Here is a 21266-nt window from a genome sequence, read left to right as displayed (position 1 = left end):
ATGACAAGACAGTTGTTATGACAAATTGTCAAGACAATTTGTCAGACAATTTGTCATGTATAATTCCAAAATAAAAAAGACATATTATCGAAAAGGGATGCCGTCGCTTCAGACCAGGTTCCCAAAAGGAGACAACTATGATTAACGAAGATACCATTTATCTGCTGCGCGAGTGCAACGCCGGAACGCAGATGGCAGTCTATTCCATCGGCGAGATTCTGGAAAATGTCAAAGATCAGAAGCTGCGTGAGATTCTGATCTCATCCAAAAACCATCACGAACAGCTTGGCAACGAACTGCATATTCTGCTGCAGAAATACGGCGATACGACAAAAGACCCGGGCGTCATCGCCAAGGGCATGTCCTGGATCAAAACGAACGCAAAACTTGCCATCGACGACAGTGACCGGGTCTGTGCAGATCTGATTACGGACGGCTGCCACATGGGCACCAAGACAATGCAGCGGCACATCAACCAGTACCTTGCCGCTGACCGCGAGGCCAGAGGCAAGGCAGAAGAACTCATCCGCATGGAAGAACTGCTCGCATGCGAACTGAAACCGTTTTTATAGACAGAAAAACCCTGCGCCGCATCCGGAATTTACACCAGAAACTCCCGGATTTTTTCCAGCACATTTTCCGTCTCATCATAGATGGAAAGTGTGAGCGGCACAGTAAGATCCATTGTGCAGATTCCCAGAATGGACTTGCCGTCCACCGTGTAACTGCCCCGCCCAAGATCAAACGGTCCCTCGCAGGCACTTAGGATATTGCAGAATCTTAGTGCGCGCTCCGGCGCATTCAGCAGCACTTCTACCTGTTTCACGAATACCATACCTCCTGTTTCTTTTATGGTATAGTATTCCAGACTTTCCGCTGCCGTAATCAATCATTTACATCTTTTTGCTAGATCAGTGTCTCGATCTCGTCGAGCACTTTTCCGAATACATCGAGTGCATCCTGAATCGGCTTCGGCTCCTCCATATTGATGCCGACCTGTTTTAACAGATCTACCGGAGACATGGAGCATCCGCCGGAGAGGAACTTCTTGTAGCGCTCCACTGCCGGTGCGCCCTCCTCGAGAATGCCGTGCGCGATCGCCACCGCTGCAGAAAAGCTGGTCGCATACTGGTATACATAGAAATTATAGTAAAAATGCGGGATTCTTGCCCACTCATAAGCGATCTGCGGATCGGAGACCATATCCTCGCCAAAATACTTCTGGTTCAGTTCGTAATAGAGTTTGCAGAGATTCTCAGCATTTAAGCTTTCGCCCTCTTCCGCCATCTGGTTGCTTTTCATCTCGAACTCCGCGAACATGGTCTGGCGGTACACTGTTCCCTTAAAGCTGTCGAGATAATGATTTAACAGGTAGGCACGCTCTTTTTTGTCCGTCGTGTTCGCGAGCAGATACTCCATCAGAAGGATCTCGTTGCAGGTAGAGGCAACCTCCGCCACGAAAATCTTGTACTGGGAGTAAATATAAGGCTGATTTGCATTCGAGTACCAGGAATGCATGGCATGTCCCATCTCGTGTGCGAGCGTAAACATGTTGTCTAACGTATCGTTATAATTCAACAGGACATACGGGTGCGTGCCGAACGCGCCTGCCGAGTATGCACCGCTCCGCTTCCCCTCGTTCTCATAGACATCGATCCAGCGGTTCTCAAAGCCTTCCTTTACCGTTGCAACGTAGTCCTCACCAAGAGGTGCGAGCGCCTTAAGCACCGTCTCCTTCGCCTCATCATAGGAAACCTTTTTGGCTGCATCCGCGATCATCGGCGTGTAGACGTCATACATGTGAAGTTCGTCCACCCCGAGGCACTTCTTGCGCAGCTTTACATAGCGGTGCATCTTGTCCATGTTGGCATTTACGGTCTCCACCAGATTGCGGTAAACCTTCACCGGCACATTGTTCGCATCGACTGCCGCTTCCAGCGTAGACGCATAATTTCTCGCCTTCGCATAGAAAATCTGCTGCTTTACCTGTCCGTTGTAAAGTCCGGCAATCGTTCCGGCAAACTGTTTGTAGATGCTGTAAAAAGCTTCAAACGCATCTTTTCTGACGCGGCGGTCGCCCGATTCCTCGAACGGCACAAAATTGCCGTGGGAAAGGCGCACCTTCTCCCCGTTTTCATCCTCGATCTCCGGGTAGATCAGATCCGCATTGTTGATGATGGAATATACCTGCTCCGGCGTCTGTGCCATCTCTCCGGTCATCGCCACCAGTTTTTCCATCTCCGCCGAGAGGACATGCTCTTTGGTGCGCAGGATCTCATCTACCAGTCCGCGGTAGAGTTCCAGTTCCTTTTTTTCAGCAAAATACTGTGCAAGCGTCGCTTTGTCGGCTGCCAGAATCTCCGGCACAACAAATGCCGTGCGGCTCTGATAATCCGTCACAACACCGTACATTTTCTGCGACATTGCCTGATGCTCGGTGTTCTTCTGATCCTGGTCAAACAGGCGCTCCGCATAATTAAACGCCAGATCGATCTTCTGCTCTGCGCGCGCGCCAAGCTCCAGCGCCGCAAGAAGCTTCTCTGCGGAAGCCATAACACTGCCCTCTAACTTTGCGAGATCAGAAACGATCGCATCCACTTCCTTAAGATCTGCCTCCCATGCTGTTTTAGAAGCATACATCGCACTTACATCCCATGTATATTCCTCTTTTACCTCACTTCTTTTTGGTAATTCTTTTGCCATAGATAACCTCCTGTCCGGTGTCCCCGTTTTCGGTCGCACCGCATAAAATAAGGGTTATAAAATCCCTCTCTTAATTTACCTTCCCTAAGCCGAATTGTAAAGACCAAGTTTGTTTTTTCTAACTCCCCGCCTCCTCTTTCCATTTGTATTTTGCGGCGTTTTCTACTATAATGGATTCACATTATTTATGAAGGAGTACAAACATCATGGCTTTTGACGGATTTGTCATATCCAATTTAGTATACGAATTAAACAACACGATTCTGAATGCCAAAATCAGCAAAATCGCGCAGCCGGAAACCGACGAGCTGCTCTTCACCTTAAAAGGATCAAACGGCCAGTACCGCCTTGCCATGTCGGCGAGCGCTTCCCTGCCGTTTTTATATCTGACCGACGCCAACAAACCGAGTCCGCTCACCGCGCCGAATTTCTGCATGCTTCTGCGCAAGCATATCGCAAACGGGCGGATCGTGGAGATCAGCCAGCCGCACATGGAGCGCATCATCAACTTTAAGATCGAACACTTAGACGAGATGGGCGATCTGTGTCAGAAAACCTTAATTGTGGAGCTGATGGGCAAGCGGAGCAATATCATTTTCTGCGATGCAAATGGCAGAATCATCGACAGCATCAAGCACGTATCGGCGGCGATGAGTTCGCTGCGCGAGGTCCTGCCGGGACGCACCTACTGCATTCCCGCGACGCAGGACGACCGTCTGAATCCGTTGGAGGTCACGGAGGAGACGTTTTGGGACAGCGCCATGACAAAGCCGCTTCCGATCGCGAAGGCGCTCTACACCTCTTTTACCGGCGTCAGCCCCGTCGTCGCCAACGAGATCTGCCACCGCGCTTCCATCGACGGCGACATGTCCGTGGATTCGCTTACCCCGGATGCCAAAAAGCATCTCTATCACAACTTTGCCTGGCTGATGGAGGATGTAAAAGAGCACCGCTATGAGCCGAACATCATCACCCGCGGCAGGGAGCCGGTCGAATTTTCCTGCTTCCGTCTGACCGAATATGTCGGCAGCGATGATGCCGTGGAAGCCACAAATTCTACTGTTGCCACGGATTCCGCCGGCAACGCAGGTTTTGCCGGTGCAGACGCAAACGAAAGCGAATACACGATGCAGCACTTTTCTTCGATCTCAGCGGTTCTGGAACAGTATTACGCCTCACGCAACGTCTACACGCGCATCCGGCAGAAGTCCGTCGATCTGCGCCGGATTGTTGCCACCGCCCTAGACCGCAACCGCAAGAAATACCAGCTGCAGGAAAAGCAGTTAAAGGACACGGAAAAGCGCGACAGGTACAAAGTCTACGGCGAACTGATCCACACTTACGGCTATGGACTTGCGGAGGGCGCAAAGGAACTGGAGGCGCTCAATTACTACACCAACGAGATGATCAAAATTCCGCTCGACCCGATGCTTGATGCCAAGGCGAATGCCCAGAAATATTTCGACAAATACAATAAGTTAAAGCGCACGTATGAAGCCCTCACGGATCTGACCGCGGAGACGCGCGCCGAGATCGAACACCTGGAGAGCATCGCAACCTCGCTCGATATTGCACTCACGGAAGACGATCTCGTGCAGATCAAGGAAGAGCTGATCGAATACGGCTATATCCGCAGGAAGCGCACCGACAAGAAGGCCAAGAGTAAGAGCAAGCCGTTCCACTACCGCTCCTCCGACGGGTATGACATCTATGTCGGGAAGAACAATTACCAGAACGAGGAACTGACGTTTAAATTTGCCACCGGCAACGACTGGTGGTTTCACGCCAAAGGAATGCCCGGCTCCCACGTCATCGTAAAATCCGGCAACGACGAACTGCCGGACCGCGTCTTTGAGGAAGCCGGAAGACTCGCCGGTTATTATTCCAAAGGCAGGGACAACGACAAGATTGAGATTGACTATCTCCAGAAAAAGAACGTAAAAAAGCCGAACGGCAGCGCGCCCGGCTTTGTTGTATACTATACCAATTATTCTCTGACCATTCACCCGGACATCTCCGGGCTGACCCTGATCGAGTAAAAGCGCCCTAGGCTTCGATCAGTCCTGCTCTGCGCATCTCTGTGTATGCGAGCAGGAACGGGCCGACGCCCTTTGCATCATCTTTTACCACCGGCTCCGACATATAATAATCGTAGGTGCCGGAGCGCATCTGTTTTCCGCCAAGTCCGGCAACTAAGCAGATGCCGTCCAAGTGCAGGCTTCCGTCCGCATCCTCAGAGAGATATTTCTCACAGATGCCGTGGAATGCCTTTGCACCGTATGTCTGATAGTTCTCCGGCAGAAAGCCCAGGCGCACGCCCTTAAGCAGCGCGTATGCCATGATCGAGCTTCCGCTGGTCTCCAGATAATTCTTTTCCATGCCTCCAAAATTCACAACCTGATACCACATGCCGCTGGCGTCCTGATACTTTAACATGGCATCCATCAGATCCACAAACACGCCCTTTAAGCGCTCATACGGCTCGCCAACCGACGCGTCCGCCTTGTCCAACGTATCAAGAAGCGCCATGGAATACCATCCGAGCGCTCTCAGCCAGAAATTCTGGCTTAATCCCGTCACCTTGTCACACCAGAACATCTCTCTGGAAGAATCGTAGGCATGATAGTACAGTCCGGTCTTCGGATCACGCATATGTTCCACCACATTGAAAAACTGGCGGAAAATATCGTCGTAGTTCTTCTTCTCATGAAATCTCGTCTCATACTCCATATAAAACGGCTGACACATATACAGTCCGTCCAGCCAGACCTGATTCGGGTAAATATTCTTGTGCCAGAAATTTCCCTCTGCCGTGCGCGGCATCTGCTCAATCTGGCTGTATACAAGATCAATCGCTTTGCGGTATTTTTCTTTTCCGGTCAGATCGTAGAGTTCAAACAGGGTTTTCCCCGCATTGACATTGTCGATATTTAACTCTTCTACCGAATAGCCTTCAATCGAGCCGTCCTCTCTGACCTTGCAGTCGATAAAATTGTCGGCAAAGCGAAAATATTTCTCGTCTTTTGTGATCGCATACATCTCAAGAATCGCCTTGATCATGCATCCGTCTATGTAATTCCAGGTGGACTTTAAGCCCTGCAGAATCTTCTCAATATTCCAGATCGGGCGGTCCGGAGTACTCTTCTCCAGCAATTCGTCAATATAGGTTTCTATTTTGTCCATGTTCTGCTCCTTTATCTCGGGGATTTTTCAAAAAACATCCCCTTGATTATAGAAGAATTTCGGAAACTATGCAATAGATATCCCTCTCTTTTCCAGTGGTGCATCTCACTCGGCATTTTTTAATGCCTGATCCATCGGAATTTTTCTGATCCGCATAAAGTCAAACATCATCACGATCAGATAACCGATCAGAACAAACGCGAACATTTTCACATAGCCCGCCGGAAGAATGACAAAGGAAAACCATCCGCTGTAACTGTACATGATCACTTTCCATGCGGCATTCATCACGAGCGCGCCAAGCACCACGCAGATTGCATCCGCCACGATCACAACAATCGTGGTCGACAGCAGATAAATGCTAGCAATCTCCCGGTTCTCATAGCCCAGGATCTTTGTCATGGAAATTGCCGTCTCATTCTTCTCAATAATGATCTTTGTGAGAAGATAGATTAACACCGCAGACAGCAGGATGCATAAGATCTGGAAATAACTCATATACGATCCCATCGAGTGGTCCAGCTGATCGCACATTTTCGTGATGTCCTGCTCCGTAATTACCGTCGCGATATTTTCCTCCGCAATGTCCGTAATCTCCGTGTCCGAGAAATAACCGCCAAACGCATCCGCATCCTGTTCAAATACCTCCCGGTAATTTTCAATCGGCAGAAATACGGCAATGCTCTGGGACTTGTCAAAAATGCCCGCCACCCGGAAGGTATACTGCTGATTCTCGTACTTTTCATCCAGTGTGACATCGTCGCCCACAGAGACATCGTATTTGTCTGCATAGGAGGCGGAAATATATGCCTCGTTCTCTTTTAAATAATTAAGATCGTCGATCTTCACATACTGACTTTCATCGGAGATGCCGTAGACCGATACCTCCTCGTCGAGCGTATCACTCTTCCGTAAAAGAGATGTCATGCTGAATTTTTCCGCACCCGGCTCCTTTGTTGTGATGATGTCGCCGTCCTCATCCTCCCAGGACGCAAGCACATACTGATACTTTGCGAACATCAGATCCTTGGCGTTCTCCTTATAGTAGCTGAGCGTATCCGGCATGCCGACCGCCATCGCCAGCATGACCATGCAGAAAAATATCCCGACAAAAAGGACCGCATAATTTGCCATATTCTGAAACATGACGCGCAGACGGAAACGGCTCAAAAACTGAAACCGCGGCAGGAGCATCGCCTTTTTACGCTTTGTCTTCTTTAAATCATGCCGCAAAAACTGTAACGGCATATGGCGCATCATCCGCGCAATCACCACAAGGTTCACAACAAACATCAGAATCAGCGGAATCAGCGTCGTCTTTATAAACGCATCCGGATTCCATATCGTCTCGTAGGTCGGAAGACTGTAGCTGTTATAGTACATCGAAACCACAACATTTTTGAACACCGTATATCCGAGAATGTTTCCGATCAGCGCCGCGACGAGCGTCACAATGACCGGCATCGACAGATAATGCGCCACCAGTTCCCCGCGCGTGTAACCCGAAGCGCGAAGTGTTCCGATCGTGGACGACTCCCTGGCAATCGTGTTGCTGATTGTAATGGCAAAAATAAAAGCGATAATCACAATCAGAATATCGAGCAGCACACCGCCCATCGCCTCATCAGAGCCCATGTCATCCGTTGCAAAATGAATGGCAGGGTTCGCATATTCCGGAACATAATCCTCAATCTCCGCATCCGCGACAACCACCTGCGTCAGCAGGGCTTTCATAAAATCATCCGACAGATTTTTTTCTGCTGCCTCATCCGCCGGCTCTGTCACATAGTTCCATGCATAATCATAGTGCACCTTCTCGTGCAGGCGCGCAAACCCGTCTTCCGTCACCATCGCCACATTGAATTTCAGCGCATCGAACATCAGATCCGTACTTTTTTCATGCAGTGTGGCATAGTTGACATAGGCAATCAGTCCGACGACACGATACGCCTCTCCTCCAACCGTTATGGTATCTCCCACCGCAATGCCGACATTGTCCGCATGCATGCGGTCCACCGCAATCTCATCAGAAGATGCCGGGAAGCTTCCCTCCATCAGGCATGCCAGATTGATGTCATCTGTCTTCTGATAGACGCGGACGGTTCCGTCCGAGACGCCGTCGCCGTCGTGATCCTCCTCCTCATTGCGGTAGAAATTCTCGGATATGTTCACCGGAACCGCCGCAAAATCAGGATAGTTCAATTCGTATTTGTCTTCCGCCTTTTGATATTTTTCATCAATTTCATCCAGAATCTTGTCCCAGGCTTCGTCGTAAGCCTTCTCGTACGCCTCGTCATGTGCCTTCCCATACGCCTCGTCATAGGCGGTATCGTAGGCTTTCTGATACGCGCTCTCGTAAGCGGCATCGTAGGCCTGCTGATAACTTCCCGCCTGCTTTGCCTGCGCCACCGCCGTATCTAGCATCGCTGCAGCCATGGTCTCATCCATCCCCTGTGCCAGCAGTGTCTGTTTTACCTGCGCCGCAAATGTCTGGTCGAACTGTGTCTGAAATTCCGCATTGAATTTCCGGTCAAATTCCTCCTTGAACTGGCTGTCGAATTCGTCCTTGAACTTGTCCTCAAATTCATCGTCAAACTTCTCATCCAGCTCACGCCTTGCCTTGTCCGTGTAATACTGCTTTACATCCGCTTTCTCTCCCGTGGCAATCGCGGCGAGCAGTGTCTGATCCGCCTCCTCATTCAGTTCAAAATGTCCGTCCTCCAGCTTATATTTCGTGACTCCCTCATCTGCAGCCTTCATCATGCTCTCGTTGGCAACGTACATTCCCGATACAAAGCCGATTGTCAAAATGAGGAACAGGCTCACGAGCAGATATTTTCTCCAGTCTCCCGCCAGTTCCCTCGGTATGCGTCTGATCAGCGGATTTCTTGTCTTTTTCTTCTTCATGCCGGTCACACTCCTTACCATTCCAGATCTGCCGCTGAAACTTTATCCGTGTTGATCTCATTGTGACGTACTTCCCCGTCGCGCAGCTTGATCACATGATCTGCCATATGCCGGATCGCCTCGTTGTGCGTAACCATAATAACCGTATTGCCGTATTTTATATTCACATCCTCGATCAGCTTTAAGATCTCTTTGGACGTATGATAATCGAGTGCGCCCGTCGGCTCATCACAGAGCAGAATATCCGGGTTCTTGACGATCGCCCTTCCGATGGATACTCTCTGCTGCTGACCGCCGGAGAGCTGATTCGGGAGCTTGTATCTGTGCTCATAAAGTCCCAGCGTATGTAACAGTTCATCAATATCCAGCGCATGATCGGACAGATACGCGCCGACCTCGATATTTTCCTTTACGTTCAGATTCCCGATCAGGTTATACATCTGAAAGACATAACCAAGATGCTTGCGCCGGTATTGCGTTAGTTTCTTCTCACTCATCTCCTCCAGCTTATCACCGCCGATCGAGATATAACCGGAATCCGCGCTGTCAATGCCTCCGATAATATTGAGCAGCGTCGATTTTCCGGAGCCGGACGGTCCGAGCAGCACGCAGAACTCTCCCTTCGCCACGGAAAAGTTCATCCCGCGCAGTACCTCCTGCCGTGTCTCGCCGCTTCCAAATCCCTTTTTCAGATCAACAATTTCCAGAAATTTCTTTTCTTCCTCCGACATAATCTCCTCTTTCCGGAACATCCCCATGCAGGAATATTCCTGTTTCCTTTTTGCAGACAGCCGTTAGCTTTAACTAACTTTTTCACATTATATCATAGTCCCGCAAGATTGCAAGAACCAAACCGCAGGGAAGCCTGTACAAAAAATGGAAGCTTTTTCCTGTTTTTTTGACAAAAACTGCATGTTTATCTCTCTTAAATTCTCACATACTATTCCTGAACAAACGCAGATGGCGCAAGTTCAGACGAAGTCTGTGACCAAAAAGTCTAAGACAGACAAAGTGATCATAACAATGATAACAAAGGATCATTAACACACCAAAGGAGGAAACAATCATGGCAAATCGTTCATCTAACAGAGCAGCAATCCCTGAGGCAAAAAGTGCACTGGACCGCTTCAAGTACGAAGTGGCGAGCGAGATCGGCGTGCCGTTAAAGGACGGCTACAACGGAGATCTTACCTCCAGACAGAATGGTTCTGTCGGCGGTTATATGGTCAAGAAAATGATTGAGGCACAGGAAAAGCAGATGGCAGGCAAGTAACCCGCCCGTCGCAGACATTCCGAGAAAGAGAAAAAAATACCAAAGAAAAAGACGGGACCGGCGCTTGCACCGGTCCCGTTTTATGTGTGAAATTATAAGCTCATCTGATTCTGTTCCCGCATAAGGAAAGCTTCGAGATAATGCCGCAGGTTCTCATGCTCACCGGACATAAGATCCGGATCTTCTGCAAGCAGTTCGCCGACCGCCTCCGATGCATCCCGCAGCACGGCAGCATCCTGATAGATGTCGCCAAGTGCAAACTGCAGTTCGCCGGACTGACGGATCCCGAAGAAATCCCCCGGCCCCCGCAGTTTTAAGTCCTCGCTTGCAATCCGAAATCCGTCATTGGAATCATTTAAGATCTTAAGTCTGCGCTCCGCCGTCTTTGCGCTCGAGCAGTTCACCATAATACAGTAGGACTGTGCATCGCCTCTTCCCACACGGCCGCGGAGCTGGTGAAGCTGCGCCAGGCCGAACCGCTCCGCATTTTCGATCATCATGACCGTGGCATTCGGCACATTGACGCCGACTTCCACGACCGTGGTCGCCACCAGCACCTGCACCTCATTTTTCATAAATGCCTCCATGACTTTGTTCTTCTGCGCCGGTTTCATTTGCCCGTGCAGCAGTCCGAGCTGAATCTCCTCCGGAAAAATCTGCCGGAGTTTCTTGACGTAGTCCGTGGCATTCTCCGTCTCCATGCCCTCGACTTCCTCCACCAGAGGACAGATCACGTATGCCTGATGCCCGTTTTTGACCTCATTTTCGATAAATGCATACGCCTTGTTCCGATAGCCCGTATTGACCACGCAGTTTTTGACCGGAAGACGCTTTGCAGGCACCTCGTCCACCACCGAGATGTCCAGATCCCCATACAGGATAATGGCGAGCGTTCTGGGGATCGGCGTGGCGCTCATCACCAGAATATGCGGATGTCTGCCCTTTTCCGCAAATATTTCCCGCTGGCGGACGCCGAAGCGGTGCTGCTCATCCGTGATGACGAGCGCCAGGTTATCGTAGATGGCGCGCTCCTGAATCAACGCGTGTGTTCCGACCACCATCGCATTGGGATAAAGCTGCAGCGCCTCGTATGCCATGCGCTTCTGACGCGCCGTCATGGAGCCGGTGAGAAGCACCACCGGAATCTTTAATCCAAACTCTTCGCACAACTTCTGAAACGTCTCATAGTGCTGTCTGGCAAGCACTTCCGTCGGCGCCATGATCGCCGACTGGTAATCATTGTGCGCGGCATCTGCCATCGCCAAAAACGCTATGATCGTCTTTCCGGAACCGACATCTCCCTGAATCAGCCGCTGCATGACATAAGGGCTTCGCATATCGCGCTTCACTTCCGAGAGCGCCCGCTTCTGCGCGCCGGTCAGCTCATACGGCAGCCTGGCAATCAGCTCATCAGTAAAGGAATCCTCCCGGAATTCAAATTCGTTGGCTTCCTTGATCCGCTTCTCCTTGTGGTACTGCATATTTAAAATAAAGAGGAAAAACTCATCGAACACGAGACGGTTGCGCGCCGCGATCAGCGTGTCCATATTTTCCGGAAAATGAATCTCTTTGATCGCATAATTGTACTCGCAGATTTTGTAGCGGCTGCGGATCTCCCGGGGCAGATATTCCTTAAACAGTTCTTCTCTGCCGAGCACCGAGCGCACGGTCTTTGTGACCAGATTGTTCGAGATTCCTCCAGTCAGACCATACACCGGCAAAAATGCCTGCTCCATGGCGGCGTACGCTTCCCCGGAATAGATGGCTGCCTGCTCCATCACAAGACGGCTGCCTTTGCGCGCCACCTTCCCGTAAAATACATAGGTATTGCCCGGTGCAAGCTGGCTTTTGATGTATGGCATCCGAAACCACACCAGTTCAAGTTCCGCCTCATCCGTGCCGATGGTCGTCACCGTGACCGGCATGCTTCTCGTGCGTCTCACAACGGGCGTCTTTCTCACCCTGCCGAGTACCGCCGCCGTCTCGCCGTCCGTGACCTCCGCCACCTCTTTTGCTACCGGGAACTGCACATACGTCCTCGGATAATGAAGCAGCAGATCCCCCACCGTTTCGATATTTAATTTCTGGAACAGGGCGGCTGTCTTTTCCCCGATTCCCTTGATCTCTATTATGGATGTACTCTGATTCATACTCTGTTTCCCTTAGAAAAAGGCTGCCGCACCGTCAACCGCCTCAAGCGATGTCCGTGCAGCAGCCCTGCCTGTGCTTATGTTATTTACACTTTTCGTCTTACTCGACGGAGATCACGTAATAATAGATCGGCTGTCCGCCATAGTGGACTTCCACCTCGACATCCGGATGCGCCTCTGTGATCTTTTCACCGATCGCATTCGCTGCATCTTCCCTGGCATCCTCCCCGTAGTAGATGCTGACAATCGCCGAATCCTCATCGATGAGCTGTTCGATCATATCCAACACCGTAGCCTCAAGCTCCTTCCCAACGGCAAGGATTCCCTGATCGCCGATGCCCATAAAATCATCCTGCTTGATCTCCTTGTCATCGATCACGGTATCGCGCACCGCATAGGTCACCTGACCGGTCTTTACCGTCCCCAGTTCCTCGCTCATGCGCTCTGCATTCTCCTCCGGTGTGCTGTCCGGAATATAGTTGATGAGCGCCGTGATTCCCTGCGGGATCGTCTTGGTCGGGATCACGATGATCTTTTTGTCCTCCACAAGAGAGGCTGCCTGATTGGCTGCGAGAATAATATTCTTGTTATTTGGAAGAATAAAGATATTCTTCGCGTTCACTTTTTCGATAGCGTTTAACATATCCTCGGTGCTCGGGTTCATCGTCTGTCCGCCCTCAATAATGTAGTCCACACCAAGTCCCTGAAAGATCTCATTGATACCGTCGCCGATGCTGACAGAGATAAAGCCCATCTCCTTCGGCGGTTCCTGCTCTTTTGGAGCTTCCTCGTCCTTCAGCTGCTTCTCCACGTCCTCGATGGTCTCCGACTGCATCTCTTTTTCCTTGAGTGCAGAGATCTTCTCGTCACGCTCTAACTTCATATTCTCAATGATGATCGTCGTAAGGCTTCCGTAAGTCAGACCGCGCTGCATCGCAAGTCCCGGATCATTCGTGTGCACATGCACCTTTACAATCTCGTCATCAGCGACAACAACGATCGAATCACCGATGCTCTCTAAGTACTCTTTGAATTCCGTCTCCTGTCTTGTGGAAATCGGCTTCTCCAACATAATCAAAAACTGGGTACAGTACGCAAACTTGATCTCCTGCGCTGCCTGTGCCTCAATGTTGTAGGAGGCGCTTCCCGTCTCGGCCGCCGGCTGCTTCTCCGGTGTCTCAATCGAGTAATCGATCTCCTTGCCCTGCAGGGAGTCAAGCGCACCCTTCATCACCTGCATCAGACCCTGTCCGCCGGAATCCACAACTCCCGCCTGTTTTAATACCGGAAGCATATCCGGCGTCATGCTAAGGACATGATCGCCCTCTTTGATGACTTCCTCGCAGAACGCAAGCAGATCGGTCGTCTCCTCCTCGCTCAGCTCTACCGCACGTACCGCCATCCCTTTGGCAACCGTAAGAATCGTACCTTCCTTCGGCTTCATAACCGCCTTGTATGCGGTCTCTACTGCCTTCTCAAACGCATCGGACAATACCTGCACGTCAATCTCATCATACTCTGCAATAACCTTGGTAAACCCGCGAAACAGCTGGGAAAGAATGACGCCGGAATTACCTCTCGCTCCGCGGAGGGAACCGGAGGAAATTGCCTTTGCAAGCGACTTCATGTCCGGCTCTGCCATCGCCGCCACTTCCTTCGCGGCAGACATGATCGTCATCGACATGTTGGTACCGGTATCTCCATCTGGAACCGGGAATACATTCAGTTCGTTGATCCACTCTTTCTTTGCTTCCAAGTTTTTCGCTCCGGCCAGAAACGCTTTTGCGAGAGCCTCGGCATTTATCGTAGTGATCTCCACCTCAAAAATCCTCCTTAATCAATCACTCGTACGCCTTCGACGTAGATGTTCATTTTCTTAATTTCCATTCCGGTAAACGCCTCGACCTTATATTTTACCGTCTCGATCAGATTATCGGATACCGTGATGATGCTGACGCCGTAAGATACGATCACATGAAAATCGATCGTGATCTTGTTCTCCTCATCAATGACGACATTGATGCCGTGCGTGAGATAATCCTTCTTTAAAAGCTTCACCAGACCGTCCTTCATGTTGACTGCAGCCATACCGACAATTCCAAAACATTCCACTGCAACCGATCCTGCATACGTTGCGATCACTTCCGGATCTATTGTAACCTTGCCCAACTGGGTCTCCATATGTCCATTCATATAATACGATGCTCCTTTCAAAGCCATATTAACGCTAGTTTATTGCTATTATAACCGCTTTTTGCACAAATTCATAGCCCTGTTTTTTGAATTTTATATTTTTTTTTAAATTTTGCTTGCAATATGTACTTTCTTCTGATAGAATAATCATGTTGTGAGCCTGTATGCTATACAGGTTTTACCTGTAGAATGTGCGGGCAAGTCCTGCATCACCAGGATAAAATATGCAAGGAGGTGCAAAATCATGGCAAAATGTGCAGTTTGTGGAAAGGGCGCTCATTTCGGTAACAACGTGAGCCATTCTCATAGAAGATCAAATAGAATGTGGAAGTCGAACATCAAGCGTGTCAGCTGTAAAGTGAACGGAACACCGAAGAAGTTATATGTATGTGCTTCCTGTTTAAAGTCCGGCAAAGTAGAAAGAGCTTAGGAAAAGTAATAACATCTGTTTCAGTCCTGCTGATTCAGATGTTATTTTTTTGTACTCTTCCCTTTCCATAATCGAAAAAACATGACTACTAGAAACTGTATAACCATCTTGATCTTTCACTTCCGCCTTCAATTGAAAAAACTTATCTTTATCTTCATTAATAAATTCTCTCATTTTCTGGCGTGTAAACTGAGTAATTTTATCTTACATCAGTTTGGAGGTTTACACAAACTTTGGGATGCTCCCGAGGAATTTTATTCATATAAAAATGGAGCTCTTGTTTTTTACTCAAAAGCTCCATTACTGTTTATTTATTTGAATTTATGATTTCTTCAATATCACGACCACCGTAGAATATTCGAGCTACTGTAACTGCCCTTTTTTCGTCATCAACCAGATAATACACAATAAAATTGTCTACCGGAAGCTGATGCATTTTCATCGAATGCCAAGGTTCCCAATGAGCTAACGCATAGCGAGCTGGCATGAAATCCAATGAGCGCACCTCTTTTCGGATGCAGCCAAGCTGAGCAGAAGCAGTCTCTGGAACAAGGAGTTCATTCGCAATGTATGAATAGATCTCGCGTAAGTCGTCAAGTGCATCTACAGAATAGCCGACCTTATAGCTATCTGTCATATGCCAAACTCCTTTGCAAGTGCCGCATCGACTTCATCTGCAGAATATACCTTTCCTGCTTTGATGGAATCAACACCCTTCTGGAGTTCTGCATCAAGCTGTTTTCTGGTCATTGCACCAACAGCTAATGGCTTAGAAGAAGGAAGTTTCAGTTCAAATGGCATACCCTTCTTCAGTACAATCTGGCTATAAAGCATCTGAATTGCACTGGATGGAGAAATGCCAAGCTGAGAAAGAATGCTCTCAGCATTATCCTTGAGATTGGTATCTATTCTTGCATAAACAGCGGATGTATTTGCCATAGTATCGCCTCCTTTTTCTTTACTATATTCGCATTTGCTTGCGATTGCAAGCATTTACATAGATTATTTTATGACGAAACTTTGAATTTTATACGCCCTTTGCAGAAGAAAGGAATATTTATGAACAAGCACCATCAACAAAATTCTCCGTAACGAAAAATACATCGGTGATGCTCTGCTCCAAAAGACCTACACCACCGACTTTCTAAACAAGACCAGAGTTAAAAATAACGGTCTTGTTCCACAATACTATGTAGAAGACGACCACGAAGCCATTATTCCGAAAGATATTTACCTGCAGGGACAGGAAGAACTGGTGCGATGCTGGATCAAGCAGATCACGATCTGGGATGACCGCATCACAGTTGAATTAAAATCCGGCGTCAGCATTGATGCAGACACATAACTTCATAGACGCACGAAGGCTCCTCACCACTGGATAATTTCCGGCGATAGGGAGTCTTCATTGTTTATTCTTTCATGCATGAACTCCACTTTTATATAGAATTTCAGTAAAAGTTGAGGTTTGCCCCAGATTGTGGGGCAAACCTCATGAATTATCTTACACACTTTCTGTATTCATATTTACACTCTCTTATTGACAATGTACATCTCTTCCATAAACTCTTTATAAGTTTTAATGATTTTCTCCTTTGAATACTTCTCTTTCTCGACTTGATGTAAATATATATGCCTTGTTGACCCCGTGACCTGTATTCGTTCCTGCTGATCGCAAATACCCGTTAAAAGCATCACTGTTATTAAACTGATCCTGCAAACCTCTGACGAACAGGCAACGGATATGATGTTTCGCTTGGTCGAGCAAATGGCTGACAAAGAGGGCGTGACCGAACAACTAAAAGTAGAAAGCCCGATGTTATGGGTTGGAAGAATGAATGAGATACAAGCAAGGGCGAGAGAAATTGTATATCAAGAACTGATTTATACCTAAAAAGAGGGCGACAGCATTTTTGCTGTCGCTCTCTTAATTACCATATTGTAAGGACAGTCGGGGCTGTCAACGGTTGAGGGCAGCCCATTTACTTGCCGTTGACTGGCTCGGCTGACTTTGCTATCTCGTTTAGTATTCCTTTTTCTTGAAAATACGGACAGTCAAAGGAAAAGATAGGATAAATAGCAATATAGAACCACTTATTAAAATAAACTGTCCAAATGACGGTATATTAAAAAGCATTGCAGCAATACCAACTGCGGAAAGCAAAGATATGATAAGAAACACTATCAGTTTATCTTCCCCTGCTAAATAAATGCTAGGAATAAATATTGCCCCCATTGAAAGGCTTATGCTGAGTCCTAATATAAGTACACCTGCTATACCTTCAAACTGGTTAAAAGGAACTCCATGTAACAGATAGGATAAGGCTGTTATACTACCAACGAAAAGTGTCCCTATCACAATCCACAATAACTGATTGATGTATAAGCCTTTTACAATATCAATCCTTTTTACTGGCAAAGTGAGCTTATATTTCCCCCATTTTGAGGAAAATTCATTTCCGATAGCAGTAGCTGCATTTACTGACAATCCAACAATTCCAATAATTATGAAATACATTTGCCATGTCTGGTCTGGGATAATGATAACGACAATACCCATTACAAGCATAAAAAATAAAAATATTTTTGCATTTGTCCATACGGCAAGAAAATTATTTTTGAAAAGCCCTTTCATATACGTTCCCCCCTCGTACCAATAGTAAAAAGATATCATCAACTGAAATGTGGTCTATCACCGTATCTTTGTATTTTCTCTGCATTGCTTTACAATCAGAAACTAGGACATCAATTTGAAAATCACGCTTTCGATAGGCAATAATATCTGTTGGATCTAATGCAAGGAATTGATTTTCCTTACAACGCATAACCGCATAATTGTAAACCAAATCATTTTTCGATACGGTCATAATCATTTTCCCGTTATGAATAAATGTAATATAATCTGCAACTTTTTCTAAATCACTTGTAATATGAGAAGAAAGTAAAATAGAATGGTTTTCTTCCTGTACAAAATCAAGGAACGTATCTAACATCTCATCACGAACAATAGGGTCAAGTCCGCCAGTAGCTTCGTCCAAAATAAGCAGTTGTGGATGGTGTGATAAAGCAACCGCAATCGCTAATTTCATTGTCATTCCTCTGGAATATTGTTTGATTTTTTGATTTGCAGGTAGTTTATATTCTTCTAAATACTTCAGAAATAAGATATTATCCCATTGTTTATAAAAGCCTGCCATAACTTTTGCTAATTGTGTAGCCGTCCAATAAGTCGGGAAATTATCTCCGTCATAAACAACGCCTATTTTTTCACGCATATCTGTGTCTGCGTCTGACATTTCCTGTCCAAACAGTTTTATCTTTCCGCTGTCCTTTTTTATTGTATTTAATATGCAACCAATCGTCGTTGTTTTTCCTGCTCCATTTTCTCCAACAAACCCCATAATTGCCCCATACGGCAAGTTGAAGGACACATTTTCCAATGAAAATTTTGATTTTGAAAATGTCTTGGAAACCTGCTGTAATTCTAAAATATTTTCCATGCTATTCCTCCGTTTTATAAAATAAAGTTAATAATTCTGTCAATTTCTCAAGAGAAATATTGTTTGTTCTCCCGATTTCGGCAGCTATTTGTAAATGTTCTTCTGCTATACGCTGCTGTTCTTCTTGATAAAATTCTTTGTTTTGTGCAGATACAAAACTTCCTCTACCAACCGTGGTTTCTATGAAACCGTCCCTTTGCAAATCTTCATAGGCTTTCTGAACAGTAATGACGCTTACCTGAATTGACTTTGCCAATGCTCGCATTGAGGGGATTGCGTCACCAGCTTTCAATTCGCCACTCATTATCATGGCTTTAATCTGTGATGTGATTTGCTCATATATGGGCTTGTTGGCATTATTACTGATAATGATTTCCATACCTCACCGCCTTTTATTTCACGAGTGTACTTAATGTGCAAGTACATTATATCATCTATACAATTTTAGTCAACCCAATAAAACAAAATTGTGAGAAGAAATGAGATTGCTATGTATGCCGCCGCTATGGGTAACACCATAACGGCGTTTTTTCAATGCCTATTGGCTATCTCTGTCAAAGGATTTTTTGCGGTGGCTTTTGTCTGTTTCGCTCCTGTATTGTATCTCGTGCAGATGTTTGAGTACACTCTGCTTTTCGGGCGGTCTGCGCTGTTCTTTGTTGGCGGCTGCGGATTTTCTTCTGCTTTGGTATTCCCACTCGACAAGATCACGGTTGTATTGCTCTACAACACTTTCCATTTCTCGGAAAATACGCATAAACGCCTGTACATCGGGATAACCGTCTTTCTTCAGAACATAGGGCAGTTTTTCCAGCTTCTCAGATATTTTCTTTTCGGTCTGCTCTATCTGCTCGGTAAGACTTTTACGCTCTTTGCCTTTGAATATTCCTTTTACTTCGGCAAGCTGTGATTTTAACTTTGGCAGTACCTCGTCCTGCAAGTGTTTGATTTCCGCCGCTTTGTCCTGCGCCTTTATCATCAGATTCCGCATATGGCGAAACTCTGCCATATCAATATCAAGCGTAGGCTTGGGCAGCATATCCTTTTCACGGATAAGGTTTTGCAGAAAGTCTTTTGCCTTTGCCACAATCCCTCGGAACAGATTAGGCAGCCAGCCTTTGCTCTTGATAGATTGGCTTGCTTTTTCGTGTATCTCGGTCTGCTTGACCTCTAAAATCTTTGCGCCATATCCGCTGTCCTGTTCCATTCCTGTCTTGCGGTATTGTCCGCTTCAATCTCGGCGGCTTTGGGGTTATTCATGCCGATTTTCTTGGTAGGAAGATAAACGCTGTTCTTATCAAATACCTTTAACTGTTGTTCGAGATCAGAGATATGCCGATTGATAAGGTCGGTATAAATCGCTTTTACCTCCCGAAGAAAAGGCTCGCTCTTGAATTTATCGTCTTTCACGGTAAAGAGGTGACTTTCGTAAACCTCGCTCTTTTTAATGACGGTACAGCCTTTCCGTAGTGACAGCAGCCGAAGAACGGATTGCTGAAAAAGAAAAATTCCGTGGCACTTTGACAAGTGAAAATGCCGATTGACATTCACCGGCATAAGTGACACTATTATTTTACGCACACCATATGTCACAGTCCCGATTGCCACGGATAGAAAGGGGAATTTTATCTATGGCAAAAGGTTCTGTAAGAAAAAAAGGTAAAAAGTGGTACGCTCGCTTTTACATCGAAGATGAAAGCGGCAGAAAAGTACAGAAAGAGTTTGTAGGAACAGAAAGCAAGTCGGAAACCGAAGCCCTGCTCAGAAAGGCAATCGCTGACTATGAGGAAAAGAAGTTTGTCGGGAAAGCCGAAAACATCACGGTAGGCGAAATGCTGGATATGTGGGTGGAGGAAGAATTAAAGCCCGGCAATCTCAGCAACGGTACGGTCATGGCGTACACGACGGCAGTCAAAAAGATTAAGAAATATCCCATTGGCAGCCGAAAACTGAAAACCGTGACCGCCGACCATTTACAGGCGTTTATCGACCTTATGAGCTACGGCGGGATAAACCCAGACGGTACAACTTCAAAGCCTATGAGCAAAGGCTATATGCTGCAATTCTCGGCGATGCTGCAAGACTCATTCCGTTTTGCGGTATTTCCCAAAAAGCTGATAACCTTTAACCCGATGCAGTATGTAAAACTGCGTGGCAAAAAAGAGGAAACAGATATTTTCTCGGACAGCGAGGAAGAAACTGTTATTCCTACGATTACACATGGGGAATACCAAAAGCTGGCGGACTTCTTAACTGGGAAGAAACACCCAGCGCTGCTTGCGGTGCAGATAGCCTATTATGCAGGCTTGCGTATCGGAGAAGTCTGCGGTCTGACTTGGCAGGACATCAACCTTGACGAGCAATATCTAACTGTAAGACGCAGTATGCGGTACAATGGCACAAGGCATAAGCACGAAGTCGGCACGACAAAACGCAGTAAAGTCCGTACCGTTGATTTCTGCGACACATTGGCAGACATCTTACGGAAAGCAAAGACGGAACAGCATAAAAACCGTTTCCGCTATGGCGAACTGTATCATCTGAACTACTGTAAGACAGTCAAAGAAAAGGGGCGCACCTATTACGAGGTTTACAGTCTGCAAAGGACGCAGGGAATGCCCGAAGATGACAGGGAATTATCCTTTGTCTGCTTAAAGGAGGACGGTGCTTTTGTTTCTGCAAGTGCAGTCGGTCAGATTTGCCGCAAGGCAAAGGCAGAGGTCGAGGGATTGGAGGACTTTCATTTCCACACACTCCGCCATACCTACACAAGCAATCTGCTTTCAGGCGGTGCAAAACCCAAAGATGTGCAGGAACTTCTCGGACACGCTGAGTCAGTACCACAATGAACATTTATGCCCACTCTACCAGAGAAGCAAAGCGGACTTCCGCAAGGCTCTTGGATAAGGTTGTGGGCGAAGCATAAAAAA

The 21266-nt window shown here is 47.2% G+C and carries 21 protein-coding genes and 2 pseudogenes; 7 read left to right on the top strand and 16 right to left on the bottom strand.

Features of this window, described 5'->3' with window-relative positions; all coding sequences use genetic code 11:
• Window positions 1-137 precede the first annotated feature (137 nt).
• Window positions 138-572, top strand: a complete 435-nt coding sequence (locus tag RHOM_RS07135) for a hypothetical protein (RefSeq protein ID WP_014079615.1) — start codon at window positions 138-140, stop codon at window positions 570-572.
• A 29-nt stretch (window positions 573-601) separates the two neighbouring features.
• Here the strand turns inward: RHOM_RS07135 and RHOM_RS07130 are convergent, their stop codons facing one another.
• Both RHOM_RS07130 and pepF read right to left on the bottom strand, forming a co-directional pair.
• Entirely contained in the window at window positions 602-826 is a 225-nt protein-coding gene (locus RHOM_RS07130) for a PTS sugar transporter (RefSeq protein WP_242823173.1), read from the bottom strand.
• Window positions 827-906: 80 nt separating this feature from the next.
• Window positions 907-2703 carry an oligoendopeptidase F gene (gene pepF / locus RHOM_RS07125; RefSeq protein ID WP_014079613.1) on the bottom strand — a complete coding sequence of 599 codons (1797 nt, stop codon included), beginning with the start codon at window positions 2701-2703 and terminating at the stop codon, window positions 907-909.
• Between the two features lie 206 nt (window positions 2704-2909).
• Here pepF and RHOM_RS07120 point away from each other — a divergent pair, with 206 nt between their 5' ends.
• A complete protein-coding gene (locus tag RHOM_RS07120) occupies window positions 2910-4742 on the top strand; it encodes an Rqc2 family fibronectin-binding protein (protein ID WP_014079612.1) in 1833 nt (610 codons plus the stop codon).
• A 7-nt stretch (window positions 4743-4749) separates the two neighbouring features.
• On the opposite strand, the gene RHOM_RS07115 is transcribed toward RHOM_RS07120, so the two are convergent.
• The 3 genes from RHOM_RS07115 to RHOM_RS07105 all read right to left on the bottom strand — a co-directional run bounded on the left by RHOM_RS07115 (window position 4750) and on the right by RHOM_RS07105 (window position 9524).
• Entirely contained in the window at window positions 4750-5886 is a 1137-nt protein-coding gene (locus RHOM_RS07115; protein ID WP_014079611.1) for a glycoside hydrolase family 88/105 protein, read from the bottom strand.
• A 105-nt stretch (window positions 5887-5991) separates the two neighbouring features.
• Window positions 5992-8793 (bottom strand): FtsX-like permease family protein, encoded by a 2802-nt coding sequence (locus RHOM_RS07110; protein ID WP_014079610.1) that lies wholly within the window; start codon window positions 8791-8793, stop codon window positions 5992-5994.
• 14 nt (window positions 8794-8807) lie between these two features.
• Window positions 8808-9524 carry an ABC transporter ATP-binding protein gene (locus RHOM_RS07105; RefSeq protein ID WP_044024908.1) on the bottom strand — a complete coding sequence of 239 codons (717 nt, stop codon included), beginning with the start codon at window positions 9522-9524 and terminating at the stop codon, window positions 8808-8810.
• A gap of 335 nt (window positions 9525-9859) precedes the next feature.
• Here RHOM_RS07105 and RHOM_RS07100 point away from each other — a divergent pair, with 335 nt between their 5' ends.
• Window positions 9860-10066, top strand: a complete 207-nt coding sequence (locus RHOM_RS07100) for an alpha/beta-type small acid-soluble spore protein (protein WP_014079607.1) — start codon at window positions 9860-9862, stop codon at window positions 10064-10066.
• 92 nt (window positions 10067-10158) lie between these two features.
• On the opposite strand, the gene recG is transcribed toward RHOM_RS07100, so the two are convergent.
• The 3 genes from recG to RHOM_RS07085 all read right to left on the bottom strand — a co-directional run bounded on the left by recG (window position 10159) and on the right by RHOM_RS07085 (window position 14409).
• Window positions 10159-12216, bottom strand: coding sequence for an ATP-dependent DNA helicase RecG (gene recG, locus RHOM_RS07095; protein WP_014079606.1), 2058 nt, complete (start codon window positions 12214-12216; stop codon window positions 10159-10161).
• Between the two features lie 100 nt (window positions 12217-12316).
• On the bottom strand, window positions 12317-14035 hold the full coding sequence (locus RHOM_RS07090; protein ID WP_014079605.1) for a DAK2 domain-containing protein: 1719 nt from the start codon (window positions 14033-14035) through the stop codon (window positions 12317-12319).
• A gap of 14 nt (window positions 14036-14049) precedes the next feature.
• Window positions 14050-14409, bottom strand: a complete 360-nt coding sequence (locus tag RHOM_RS07085; protein ID WP_014079604.1) for an Asp23/Gls24 family envelope stress response protein — start codon at window positions 14407-14409, stop codon at window positions 14050-14052.
• A gap of 244 nt (window positions 14410-14653) precedes the next feature.
• On the opposite strand from RHOM_RS07085, the gene rpmB reads away from it, so the two are divergent.
• Complete coding sequence (rpmB, locus tag RHOM_RS16920) at window positions 14654-14839, top strand: 50S ribosomal protein L28 (protein ID WP_006856028.1); 186 nt, start codon at window positions 14654-14656, stop codon at window positions 14837-14839.
• Here rpmB and RHOM_RS17645 read toward each other — a convergent pair.
• The 3 genes from RHOM_RS17645 to RHOM_RS07070 form a co-directional block, all read right to left on the bottom strand.
• Complete coding sequence (locus RHOM_RS17645; RefSeq protein WP_044024639.1) at window positions 14810-15013, bottom strand: hypothetical protein; 204 nt, start codon at window positions 15011-15013, stop codon at window positions 14810-14812. The genes rpmB and RHOM_RS17645 overlap by 30 nt on opposite strands.
• 133 nt (window positions 15014-15146) lie before the next feature.
• Window positions 15147-15476 carry a type II toxin-antitoxin system RelE/ParE family toxin gene (locus tag RHOM_RS07075; protein WP_014079602.1) on the bottom strand — a complete coding sequence of 110 codons (330 nt, stop codon included), beginning with the start codon at window positions 15474-15476 and terminating at the stop codon, window positions 15147-15149.
• Window positions 15473-15778 carry a type II toxin-antitoxin system RelB/DinJ family antitoxin gene (locus tag RHOM_RS07070; protein WP_014079601.1) on the bottom strand — a complete coding sequence of 102 codons (306 nt, stop codon included), beginning with the start codon at window positions 15776-15778 and terminating at the stop codon, window positions 15473-15475. The genes RHOM_RS07075 and RHOM_RS07070 overlap by 4 nt, the downstream gene beginning before the upstream one ends.
• A 127-nt stretch (window positions 15779-15905) precedes the next feature.
• Here RHOM_RS07070 and RHOM_RS16915 point away from each other — a divergent pair.
• A pseudogene (locus RHOM_RS16915) lies at window positions 15906-16100 on the top strand (recombinase family protein); the annotation flags it as partial.
• Window positions 16101-16514: 414 nt separating this feature from the next.
• Complete coding sequence (locus RHOM_RS07065; protein WP_081467966.1) at window positions 16515-16730, top strand: TnpV protein; 216 nt, start codon at window positions 16515-16517, stop codon at window positions 16728-16730.
• Between the two features lie 129 nt (window positions 16731-16859).
• On the opposite strand, the gene RHOM_RS07060 is transcribed toward RHOM_RS07065, so the two are convergent.
• The 5 genes from RHOM_RS07060 to RHOM_RS17785 all read right to left on the bottom strand — a co-directional run bounded on the left by RHOM_RS07060 (window position 16860) and on the right by RHOM_RS17785 (window position 19893).
• Complete coding sequence (locus RHOM_RS07060; protein ID WP_014079598.1) at window positions 16860-17471, bottom strand: ABC-2 transporter permease; 612 nt, start codon at window positions 17469-17471, stop codon at window positions 16860-16862.
• On the bottom strand, window positions 17449-18336 hold the full coding sequence (locus RHOM_RS07055) for an ABC transporter ATP-binding protein (RefSeq protein ID WP_014079597.1): 888 nt from the start codon (window positions 18334-18336) through the stop codon (window positions 17449-17451). The genes RHOM_RS07060 and RHOM_RS07055 overlap by 23 nt, the downstream gene beginning before the upstream one ends.
• Before the next feature lies 1 nt (window position 18337).
• Window positions 18338-18715, bottom strand: a complete 378-nt coding sequence (locus RHOM_RS07050; RefSeq protein WP_014079596.1) for a GntR family transcriptional regulator — start codon at window positions 18713-18715, stop codon at window positions 18338-18340.
• 159 nt (window positions 18716-18874) lie between these two features.
• Window positions 18875-19543, bottom strand: coding sequence for a hypothetical protein (locus RHOM_RS07045; protein ID WP_242823172.1), 669 nt, complete (start codon window positions 19541-19543; stop codon window positions 18875-18877).
• On the bottom strand, window positions 19507-19893 hold the full coding sequence (locus RHOM_RS17785; protein WP_172623727.1) for a hypothetical protein: 387 nt from the start codon (window positions 19891-19893) through the stop codon (window positions 19507-19509). The genes RHOM_RS07045 and RHOM_RS17785 overlap by 37 nt, the downstream gene beginning before the upstream one ends.
• A 74-nt stretch (window positions 19894-19967) precedes the next feature.
• Here RHOM_RS17785 and RHOM_RS07035 point away from each other — a divergent pair.
• Window positions 19968-21262, top strand: a pseudogene (locus RHOM_RS07035) (tyrosine-type recombinase/integrase).
• The last annotated feature ends 4 nt before the right edge of the window (window positions 21263-21266 follow it).

Origin of the sequence: Roseburia hominis A2-183, assembly GCF_000225345.1 — a bacterium.
Classification (GTDB): Bacteria; Bacillota; Clostridia; order Lachnospirales; family Lachnospiraceae; genus Roseburia; species Roseburia hominis.
This window is presented reverse-complemented; position numbering and strand designations above follow the sequence as displayed.